The following is a 9,796-nucleotide window of genomic DNA, read 5'->3' as shown; positions in this document are numbered from 1 at the left end:
ATGATCAGACGAAGGCCGCCCCCACGTCCGGCGAACCCCCAGGTGAGCGACCCAGTACGAGTCACCGTTCGAGGCCGAAAGAAAAAGAACAAGCTGAGTAGGTGTTTTTGAACCGCTAGATGCAGTGCCTTGTTCGCTACAGCTCTCGGTAGTAATGGATTACGGGCAAGGGGGTGAAGCCGGATCGTTCGTAGGTGCGGCGGGCGGGTTCGTGGCCGGGGTCGCCTCCGGTCCATACCTCGATCCGGGTGCAGCCGCGTGTGCGGGCTTCGTTCATCGCGGTTTCGATCAGTTCGGTGGCGATGCCCTTGCCCTGATGCGCGAGGTCGACCGCGAGCATCTCGATCATCGCGACCGGGGAACCGGCGTCGTGTACGAGGGCCGCCCAGCCCACGGCGCGGCCTTCGTGTTCGGCGACCCAGCACGGGTTGCTCTCGGGGCGGCAGTTGTCGCGGATCTCCGCGGCCTGGCTCGCGCGCCAGTCGGGGTAGGCGGCCTTTAACAGCCTTGGGCCGAGGATCTTCTCGAAGGATCTGAAGACCGGCTCCCAGGACCGCAGAGCGAAGGAGACCACCGTCTCGACGTCGTCGGCGTGCAGTGCGCGGATCACGATGCTCATAAGAAAACCCTAGGAACACCGTCAACAGGATTTTGTTGTTGGCCAGCGTGCCGGCACGGTTCTGGAGACACGACCCGGGGTGCGGACAGGACTATGACTTCCTGCCCCAGGTGCCGGGCGGGCCTTTGCGCGTGAGGCGTCGGGTCATGAGGGTGATGAAGGTCCAGTTCAGGTGGGCTTCGGAGTGCTGGGGAAGGCGTTCGTAGTCTCGGACGTTGCGGCGGGCGTTCATGATCCAGCCGATGGAGCGTTCGACTTTCCAGCGGCGGGGCAGGATGACGAAGCCCCGGGTGCCTGGGGGCCGCCGGACCGGCCGGAGCGATATCCACAGCCGGTCGGCGGTCCAGGCAGGGAGGAGGTCACGGGCGTAGGCGGAGTCGGCCCAGATCTGGGTGATCTGGGGGTGGGCGAGGCGCAGGCGCCAGAGCAGGTCCCGGGCGATGGTCTCGTCGCGTGTGTCCCCGGCGGTCACCGTGATCATCACGGGGAGGCCGAGGGTGTCGACCGCGATGTGCCGCTTGCGTCCGTTGATTTTTTTGCCCGGGTCGTAGCCGCGGCTCTCCTTGCCGACGGTGGAGGCGGCTTTCACGGACTGGGAGTCGATGATCAGGGTGACCGGGTAGGGGCAGCGGCCTTTGCCGGTGCGGATCCGGCGGCGGAGCTGGTCGCGTATGAAGACGACCGCCCCAGCCCGGTTCCACCTGCGGAAGAAGCCGTAGACGGTCTGCCACGGGGGAAAGTCCGCGGGCAGGGCCCGCCACTTCGTGCCGTTGTCCACGAGGTAGCGGATCGCGTCCACGATCATCCGCCTCGGCCACTTCTCCGGGTGCCCGCCAGTCTTCGTCTCACAGGCCGGGAGGGGGAGAAGAGGTTCGATCAGGGCCCATTCGGCGGTGGTGGTGTCGGAGGGGTAGCGGCGGCGGCGCGCGGGAGCGGGCATGGCGGACTCGACAGGGGTCGGTGCGACGGGGGGCTATTTGGTGAGCTGGGCAAGGGTGGCGCGGACGCCGGTGAGCTGGGCGGTGGCGAGCTGGGCCCATTCGTCGTCGGGGTAGCGGGCCAGGTGGGGGTCGAGCGTGCCCGTGATCACCCGGGTGAGCCGGCCGAGGATCTGACGGAGCTGGCGCTTGTCGTAGTCGATCCAGTCGGCGGGGTCGTCGGAGAACATGTAGCCGTGGGCGCGGGTCCAGGTGATGGGGGTGAGGTTCTCGGCGGCGACGACATCGCGGACGTGCCGGATCCCACGGCCGACCTGGGAACGCGTCAGCCGGGTCGCGGCCGTCAGCTGGTGGGTGTGCAGCCCGGCTGGGCGGGCTTCCATCAGGGCGACGCGGACCAGGTCGCCGTAGTACTCGGCCAGTGGACGTGCCTCCCGGCGGCGCCCGGGCACGGCCTACTCCTCGCCCTTGAGGAGCCGGACCAGCTGCTCGTCCAGGGTGAACGCGTTGTTGTCGAGTGCGCCTTCGAGCCAGTCCGCCGCCGCCCGGACCCGGCCGATCTGCCGGCGCACGGTCTCACGCTCGTCGCCGGTGAACTCCTGACCCCGCAGCTGCGGGACCAAGCGGCCCAGAGTGGCGACGAAGCCGTGGCAGGAGCCGACCAGATCCAGGTACTCGATCGTGTGCTCAACCGCCCGGACCGCCGGGGTCCGTTCCCGGATCCGCTCACGGGTCTCGGCGGAGTTGTCGAACTGCGCCCGGTTGACCAGCATCCTCGTGGTGTCATCCCGCATCGCCGTCCGAGCGATGTCCGGACGGCGAAGGAGGCTGGTGGTGACCTCCTTCGCCACCGCATCGTCCCGGGTCAGCTCCGTGACCACCCGCACCTTGTCCACGGGGGTGACGTGCCCGCTCACCTCCGGCCGCTTCAGCAGACTGGTCGCGACCTGGGCGGCGACCTCCTCGTCCCGGGTCAGATCCGCGACCGCCGCGACCTTCTCGTCCACCGTCACCGGCCGCTCCACCCGCTGCCCCACCACCCGCTTCGCCCCGTCCGGCGTCCACTGCCGCGCCCCGGTACGCGGGTTGAACGGCGCGTCCTCCATCGCCGCCCACCGCTCCGCCTCGTCCGCCACCGAGGCCAGGATCCGGTGCACCGTGAACGACACCCCCTCCCGGCGCCGGGGCCCGGGCCAGCGGTTGGCGGTGTAGCGCCAGTCCTCCACCGTCCGCCGCTCGACCCCGATGTCGTCCGCGAACAGTTGTAAGGACTCGGTGACGGTGAACAGGTCGCCCGTGCCATTCGGCATCGACCCGCCCACCGCCCGCACCGGCTCGATCTCCAGCGCCATGTCCCCCAGCGAGAACTGGGCACGGGCGACCTGCGCGACCAGCTCCTTCGCCCGGGAGACGATCTGTTCGTAACGGTGCCGGGTGACATTCCCGACCCGGTCCTTCACGTCGGCCATGACGACCACCGCCCCTGCCCGGGCCCGGCCCGGCCGCTCGTCATACGGCCGGACAATAGGAAACCGGTCCCGGTCACCGTCCACCGTGACGCGGCCACGACACACCAGGGCAGAGCGTGAACCGGGGGCGCTCGAAGCACCCAGGAAACCCGCCCGCACTCCCGCTGCACGTCAGACGGTACGAGAGAGGCCCGCGAGGCGTTCGGCTACGGCGTTTCCGTAACACCGTTCCGTGACGCCCGGCGCAGGCGGCAGGCCCGCACCCGGCAGCGGTCCGAGCAGTACACCGCCGCCCTCGACCGCTCCACCCCCACCGTCCACGACCGCCCGCACACCGGACACTCCACCTGCTCGCCCCGCTGCATCACAATCACCCGCTGCCGGGTCCGCTGAAGCCTCCGCCACCGCCGCGACCTGCACCGGCCCGAACAGAACACCGCCCCCGCCGCCATCGCCTGCGGCAGCGGATCACCACACTCCCGGCAATACCGCCGGACCGTCCCGCTGTCCCTCACACACCAGATCATCCAGCCGTACCCAGATCACGACCAGAAGTAGAGAGACACCTTCTGAAGACGGTGGACCCATACCGCCCCGCCCGCCGCCGCGAGGGCTCCCAGCACGATGAGGACCCACCGGTTCGCAGCCAGCCAGGAGAGCACCGACCACCCCACCGCGCTGACCACGACGCCGCCCACCACGAGGACCAGAAGCTCCTCCCGCCGCTTCCTCCCGCTCGGACGCCGCTTCCCTCGCCGCCGGGCGGGCGGCCGCCGGGCGGTCACCGCCCTGCCCCGGGCGAGGGGAAGCGGACCGGGCAGGACACCGTCGGCTCCGGCAACAGCCGTGGCCAATCCCGCCCGGGGAACCTGACCCGATACACCCCGGGCACCGGACGCGGATACAACTTCCCGTCAGGCCCCGCCGAAAGGATCCTGTTTCCGCCGGCGGCGGCGAACCCGGCCGGCACGATGACCGCCCTCTTCCGGCGAGCCCCGGGCGCCCACCGGAAACAGCCCCTGACCTGTGCTCCGTCCACCCGCTCGTACGGCCTGACCCACGACACCCGCGCCCCCTCTCGACGTGATCCACAACGACCGTTCATCGTCGCACCGGACACCGGTGCGGCACCGGGGAACGGAGAGGGGGACCGGAAACGAGCGGACGAATCAAGCCGCGATCGAACGCCAACCCCACGCATGGACCATGGAGTTGGGGATCCGTTGCCAGTGGTGCCGCCCGGCGGGAACGGTCGCCGGGAACCCCCGGCCCCTCTCCCGCCAGGAACCCACACCGTGACCCCGCGTTGATTCTTGTTCGGTTCTTGTCAGGTTCTCCGAGCCGAACAACCCGTGATGACATGTCACCGTCTCTCCGGTGTGAAGGCTCCCCCGGGAATTCCCGGGGGAGCCAGGCACACCGACAACGAGGAGACACCACCGTGAGACAGGTCTCACGCGCGCTGACGGCTGCCCTGGCGGTCGTCGCGCTGACGGCGGTTGCGCCAGGGCCGGCGCACGCGCGGCCGGCCGCCGAGCCCATACCCGGCGCGCCGGTGGGCGCATTCGAGGAACGGCTGCCGCAAGGATGGCGTTTCGAGGCCGGGAAGCTGGTCTGGAACTCGCCCGAGCCCGTGGGCACCGGCGGCGCCCTGGTCGAGTTCCGCTCAGGAGAGCGGTCCCTCGGTGTCCCCGAGCCCTCCGACGACCACCGCACCTTCCGGCTGGCCCTCGACAGGGCGGGGGTCGGACCGGTGGGCGACCTGCGGGTGGTGGCCGGTTCGCGGCGACTGGACGCCCCGGGCGCCGACCGGGCACCCGGTCAGCGGCGCGCGCAGGACCCGCCGACGCTCCCGGCCCCCCTGCCCGCCAACCCGGTCGATCCCGGGACCGCCGGAAAATACCGCACCACCAGTGGTGAGTACACCCTCAAGTCGGTGAAGCTGCCGGGCTACGCCGAGCCGGTGGAGATGCGGGCCACGGTCGTCGGCCCGACGGACGCGCCGGGGAAGCGGCCGCTGGCGCTCTTCCTCCACGGCCGCCACTCCACCTGCTACGAGCCCGGCAAGAACAGCGCCGGCATGGAGTGGCCGTGCGGGACAGGCAAGAAGGAGATCCCGAGCTACCGCGGCTATCTGCACGACCAGGAACGTCTGGCGTCCCAGGGCTATGTGACGGTCTCCATCTCCGCGAACGGTGTCAACGCGCAGGACGGCTGGATGGCCGACCACGGGGCGCAGGCCCGCTCGTCCCTGGTGCGACGGCACCTCGCCCGCTGGGCGGAGTGGGGCACGAAGCCCGCGAAGGCCCCCGAGGCCGTGCGCGCGACGGAGCCCGCCGATCTCTCGAAGGTGCTCCTGGTCGGTCACTCCCGGGGCGGTGAAGGCGTCAACAGGGCGGCCCTCGACAGTGTCTCCCCGGCGCCGCCCGCCGAGGACGGCTACCGGGGACCGGTGAGCTGGCGGATCCGTGGCACCGTCCTGATCGGTCCCACCCTGTTCGGGCAGAACCCCACACCCGATGTACCCTCCATGACCATCCTGCCGGGCTGTGACGGCGATGTGAGCGACCTCCAGGGCCAGATCTACGTCGACGGCACCCGGGGCATCGGCCGGGGCACGGCGCTGCACAGCTCGGTGTACATGGTCGGCGCCAACCACAACTTCTTCAACACGCAGTGGACGCCCGGCCAGGCCGAGGCCCCGGCCGCCGACGATGTCTGGGACGACGAGAGCCCGGTCTGCTCGGAAGGGGCCAGGACCCGGCTGAGCGCCAAGCAGCAGCAGACGGCGGGCACCACCTACATCGCCGCTGCCGCGCGGCTCTTCCTCGCGGGCGACGACCGGGTCCGCCCGCTGCTCGACGGCTCCGGCCTGCGCGCGCCCTCGGCCGACCCCGCGCGGGTGCTGAGCCACGCCGTCGGCGGCAACCGCACCCCGGCGATCCGGCCCGACGCCCCGCTCACGGTGACGAACGGGCGGGTGTGCCGTCAGGTCACCACGAGCGCCGGCCGGGCCTGCCGGCCGAACACCGACCCCGGTGCGTCGCCGCACTTCGCGGCCTGGATGCCCGTCGACGACGAGCAGGGCCGCAGAGCCGTCACCGCCCGCTGGGCCAAGGCGGGCGTCCCGGTCCGGCTGACGCCGAAGAACGCCTTCTCACTGGCGGGCTCCGACGCGCTCGCCCTGCGGGTGATCGTGCCGCCGAACACCCGGGACACCCGGCTCGACATCGCCCTCACCGACACCTCCGGCAAGCGGGTGAAGCTCGGTCAGGTCACCGTCGACGGCCTTCCCGGCTCCGAGCTGACGACCGCGCACTGGGCGCGTGAGGTCCGCGTCCCGCTGAAGGCCGCTGCCGCCGCCGGCATCGACCTGAAGCGGACGAAGTCGGTGGAACTCACCCCGCGCACCAGCTCCGGCGAGTTCTGGCTGATGGACGCCTGGGGCTGGCGCCCCGGCACCCCGGCGGTGCGTCCCGTCGAGCTTCCGAGGGTCGATATCGGCATGCTGACGGCCAAGGAGGGCGACTCCGGCACCCGCACCTACCAGTTGCCCGTCCGGGCCACCGGCAAGGGCACCGGCGTGATCAGGCTCGCCGTCCTCGACCCGAAGACCCAAAAATCCACGGTCCGCACCGTGACGGTGAAGACCGGCAGCCCCGTGAACGTATCGGTCACGGTCACGGCCAACTCCCGCTACGACGAGGACCTCCACCACATGATCGCGGCCAAGGCCGTGCGCGGCACCGCGGTCGGCGCCGCCTTCGGAGGCGTACTCGTCAAGAATGACGACCCCATGCCCACCGTCACCGTGACTCCGGTCGCCGAAGCGGTCACCGAAGGCCGGAACCTCGCCTGGAAGGTGTCTCTCTCCGAGCCCGCCGACACCGCCATCGAGACGCCGTTCACCTTCCTGCCGGTCCAGAAGGGCACGGAGCTGTCGACGAAGGACATCGACCCGGGGTGGCTCTCCGGGCAGCTCGGTCTGTCCGCCGACCCGGAGCGGCCCCTGTCCACGGACGGTTCCTACCTCTGGGCCTTCGTCCCCGAGGGCGAGACCGGCACCGATGTGTCCGTGCCCACGATCACCGACACGGTGACCGAGCCGGAGGAATCCGTGCGGATGCAGATGTACATGCTCAAGGAGGGCGAGCTGGTCGAGGGCCCGTCCGTCACGGGCAAGGTGACGGAGGCACCCCGGCGCTGACGTCCGGAACCCGGGTTCCGCGCTGACGGTGCCCGGCGCACCACCCGGCCGACGGCACCGGCCCCCGCCACGGGGGCCGGTGCCGACCTTGCGATGATGACAGCGGACGTCGCCCAGGAAATCGCTGATCCGCAGAGGTGGCAGAAGACCCTACGAGGAGCCCAAGATGTGGCAGAAGACCCTACGAGGAGCCCACGAAGCACTGCGGCCCGGCGGGCGTCCGGTCTTCGAGACGCACGATCCGGCCAGACGCGCCTGGGAAGTGCGGACCCATGAGGAATCCTTTCGCGTGACCCGGATTCCAGGCGTCGGCCCTGTCGAGAGCTGGGTTCAACTGGTGGAGATGGGTCTGCCTCGGTGAGTTCGCAAGGCGCCCGACCGCCCAGAAAGAGAGTTCGTCTTCCTGGCGCGACATCCGTGAACGTGGTGATTCACGCGGCTCAACCGTCGAAGGCGCAGGCCACCGACCCGTCAGCGACGACGGCCGACACCTCTTTGCCGGATTCCCGAGCCGGAGAGGTGTCCGCCCGGCCTGGGCTGTCCGGCGGGCGTGTGCTGTGCGGCGGTGGGGGTGCGAGATGCCGGTGGGCGGTGGCGATGAGGAGGACGTACGCGAGGAGAGCGAGGAGGAGGGTGGCGATCCAGGTGTGTGTTCCGTCGGGGCCGTAGACCCGGCCGGGGTTGCCCACGTCGACGGCCGGGGCGCTCTGTCCGGCTTCGAACGTGTTCTGGCCGCTGCCGTGGAGTTTGACGTCGGGGGTTGTCAGGGTCCCGTCGTGGGACTGGAAGGTTCCCGACCATTCACAGGTGGTGTGTCCGGAGTGCCCGGCGCATACGAGACGGGCCGCGGTGAAGGTGCCCCGCGGCCCGTCGGCGGTGGCCGCTCTGGCCGCGTCGCCGAGATTCGGCACGGTCAGCCAGAACAGCAGCACTCCGGCCAGCAGGAGGAGGAGGGACACGAACCCGGAGGGCTTCCTCCTGTCCGCGGGCATGGAGTCACCCCTTCGGTGCGCAGGCGCACCGTGCGCCGGCGTTGTCGGCCCGGTCCGCGCGGGTGTGGAGGTACATCGCGATGACCATGGGAACGGTGACGAGGGTGTTGTAGAAGAGGTGGAGCTCCACGCGGGGGATGAGCAACTGGATCAGGCTGGCGGGCGCGGGCCTGCCGAGCAGGTTGGCGCCCGCGAGTACTTGGAGCAGGAGCAGCAGGTGTTCCAGGTGGTGCCATACCTGGATGCCGAAGGAGATGTTCCACCAGGTGCCGGAGCGTCCGGTGAAGCCCGAGCGCAGAAGGAACAGGCCGGCCATCATGACCAGGGCGTAGCCGTAGTGCATCCATTCCGAGGTGACGAGCCAGGGGAAGGGCAGGCCGAGTACACCGCGGGCTTCGGGGATGGGCCAGCCCATGACGTAGATCTGGTAGGCCTGGACAAGGTGTTCCGCCCAGTGCGCGACGACGATGAACAGGAACAGGCGCAGACCGAGTTGGTGGTGGCGGCTGTTGAGGGAGTCGAGACCGCCCCGTAGCGTCCGCGGGGGCGCTCCCGTGCCGATGGCCATGTCTGAACCTCCGGGGTCGGGAAACTGTGGCTCATGACATCAGGGCCGTGCGCGCGAGGGCTTCTTCCGCCGTGCTCTTCTTCCGCCGTGCTGTTCCGGGGTGCCGGTGTGGGGGGTTTGGTGGTCGTGCCGGGTGGTTCGGTGAGCTGTCCGCGGGGGTGAAGGGTGCCGGCGGGTCCGGCTGTCGTGGGACGGATACCGCTGTTCAGCGCCTTGATCATGCGGTGGCGTGGTTCCTGTCCTGTCGTGTGGTGGGCCGGCGCTCCGGTCGTGGTGGTGGCGGGGCGGTGGGGGTCGGTGGGTGGTTGCCACCGGCGGGCGCGTTCACTAGCTTCCTGACAGCACGAGGCCCGGCGGCCCGCGCCGCCCGGCACGTCGCGGGCCCGCTTCTCACCTCTTCTTTCCCTCTCGGTCCACCGGAGGAACGGTCATGGCCCATATCGCACTGGACAACGATCTGCCCGGGATCACCGGGCTGATGGCTCACCGTCCCGATACCGCGGGGCCGTTGGGCGACCTCGCGAACGCGCTGCTGCGAGCGCCGTCCTCGCTCGGCCCGGGGGAGCGGGAGCTGATCGCGGCGTATGTGTCGCGGCTCAACCGCACCGAGTTCTGCGCCTCCTCGCACGGGGCTTTCGCCGCCGCGCAGTTGGCGGGAGGCCGGGAGCTGGTGCGGGCGGTTCTGGCCGGTGACGGGAGCGCGCCGGTCGGTGGCCGGCTGCGGGCGCTGCTGAACGTGGCGGCCGAGGTGCAGCGTTCGGCACGCCCGGTCTCCGACCGGGCGATCGCGGCGGCCCGTGCCGAGGGCGCCGACGACACGGACCTGCACGACACCGTGCTGATCGCCGCGGCCTTCTGTATGTACAACCGCTATGTCAGTGCTCTGGCCACCGCGTTGCCCGAGGACGAGGAGTACTACGAGCACTCCGCCCGGCGGGTCGTGGCCGAGGGCTACCGGGGCGGGATCGTCCGGGGCGAGTGACGCGAGAACTGCGGGAAGGGG

At 70.5% G+C, this 9,796-nt stretch carries 9 protein-coding genes and 1 pseudogene; 3 read left to right on the top strand and 7 right to left on the bottom strand.

Annotated elements, in window-relative coordinates; genetic code table 11:
• Positions 1–136 precede the first annotated feature (136 nt).
• From ACZ60Q_RS35665 to ACZ60Q_RS35645, 5 genes are all read right to left on the bottom strand, one after another.
• Positions 137–619, bottom strand: coding sequence for a GNAT family N-acetyltransferase (locus ACZ60Q_RS35665; protein ID WP_469641732.1), 483 nt, complete (start codon positions 617–619; stop codon positions 137–139).
• Between the two features lie 91 nt (positions 620–710).
• Positions 711–1,559 (bottom strand): IS5 family transposase, encoded by an 849-nt coding sequence (locus ACZ60Q_RS35660; protein ID WP_469641731.1) that lies wholly within the window; start codon positions 1,557–1,559, stop codon positions 711–713.
• Positions 1,560–1,592: 33 nt separating this feature from the next.
• Positions 1,593–2,009, bottom strand: coding sequence for a hypothetical protein (locus tag ACZ60Q_RS35655; RefSeq protein ID WP_469641730.1), 417 nt, complete (start codon positions 2,007–2,009; stop codon positions 1,593–1,595).
• A 3-nt stretch (positions 2,010–2,012) separates the two neighbouring features.
• Positions 2,013–3,026 carry a DUF6192 family protein gene (locus ACZ60Q_RS35650; protein WP_469641729.1) on the bottom strand — a complete coding sequence of 338 codons (1,014 nt, stop codon included), beginning with the start codon at positions 3,024–3,026 and terminating at the stop codon, positions 2,013–2,015.
• A gap of 542 nt (positions 3,027–3,568) precedes the next feature.
• Complete coding sequence (locus tag ACZ60Q_RS35645) at positions 3,569–3,880, bottom strand: hypothetical protein (protein ID WP_469641728.1); 312 nt, start codon at positions 3,878–3,880, stop codon at positions 3,569–3,571.
• 587 nt (positions 3,881–4,467) lie between these two features.
• Between ACZ60Q_RS35645 and ACZ60Q_RS35640 the strand changes: the two genes are divergently transcribed.
• Both ACZ60Q_RS35640 and ACZ60Q_RS35635 read left to right on the top strand, forming a co-directional pair.
• A complete protein-coding gene (locus tag ACZ60Q_RS35640; protein WP_469641727.1) occupies positions 4,468–7,233 on the top strand; it encodes an alpha/beta hydrolase in 2,766 nt (921 codons plus the stop codon).
• Positions 7,234–7,314: 81 nt separating this feature from the next.
• Positions 7,315–7,594: pseudogene (locus tag ACZ60Q_RS35635) on the top strand (hypothetical protein); the annotation flags it as partial.
• Positions 7,595–7,673: 79 nt separating this feature from the next.
• Here ACZ60Q_RS35635 and ACZ60Q_RS35630 read toward each other — a convergent pair.
• Complete coding sequence (locus ACZ60Q_RS35630) at positions 7,674–8,225, bottom strand: hypothetical protein (protein ID WP_469641726.1); 552 nt, start codon at positions 8,223–8,225, stop codon at positions 7,674–7,676.
• 4 nt (positions 8,226–8,229) lie between these two features.
• Entirely contained in the window at positions 8,230–8,793 is a 564-nt protein-coding gene (locus tag ACZ60Q_RS35625) for a hypothetical protein (protein WP_469641725.1), read from the bottom strand.
• Between the two features lie 430 nt (positions 8,794–9,223).
• On the opposite strand from ACZ60Q_RS35625, the gene ACZ60Q_RS35620 reads away from it, so the two are divergent.
• Positions 9,224–9,775, top strand: coding sequence for a carboxymuconolactone decarboxylase family protein (locus ACZ60Q_RS35620; protein WP_469641724.1), 552 nt, complete (start codon positions 9,224–9,226; stop codon positions 9,773–9,775).
• Positions 9,776–9,796 lie beyond the last annotated feature (21 nt).

It is taken from the genome of Streptomyces sp. NPDC104313, assembly GCF_055583985.1.
This window is presented reverse-complemented; position numbering and strand designations above follow the sequence as displayed.

Bases quoted from the DNA above. Each gene is read 5' to 3' on its own strand.
- ACZ60Q_RS35665 (WP_469641732.1), bottom strand. From the start codon at position 619: ATGAGCATCGTGATCCGCGCACTGCACGCCGACGACGTCGAGACGGTG.
- ACZ60Q_RS35660 (WP_469641731.1), bottom strand. From the start codon at position 1,559: ATGCCCGCTCCCGCGCGCCGCCGCCGCTACCCCTCCGACACCACCACC.
- ACZ60Q_RS35650 (WP_469641729.1), bottom strand. From the start codon at position 3,026: ATGGCCGACGTGAAGGACCGGGTCGGGAATGTCACCCGGCACCGTTAC.
- ACZ60Q_RS35630 (WP_469641726.1), bottom strand. From the start codon at position 8,225: ATGCCCGCGGACAGGAGGAAGCCCTCCGGGTTCGTGTCCCTCCTCCTC.
- ACZ60Q_RS35625 (WP_469641725.1), bottom strand. From the start codon at position 8,793: ATGGCCATCGGCACGGGAGCGCCCCCGCGGACGCTACGGGGCGGTCTC.
- ACZ60Q_RS35620 (WP_469641724.1), top strand. From the start codon at position 9,224: ATGGCCCATATCGCACTGGACAACGATCTGCCCGGGATCACCGGGCTG.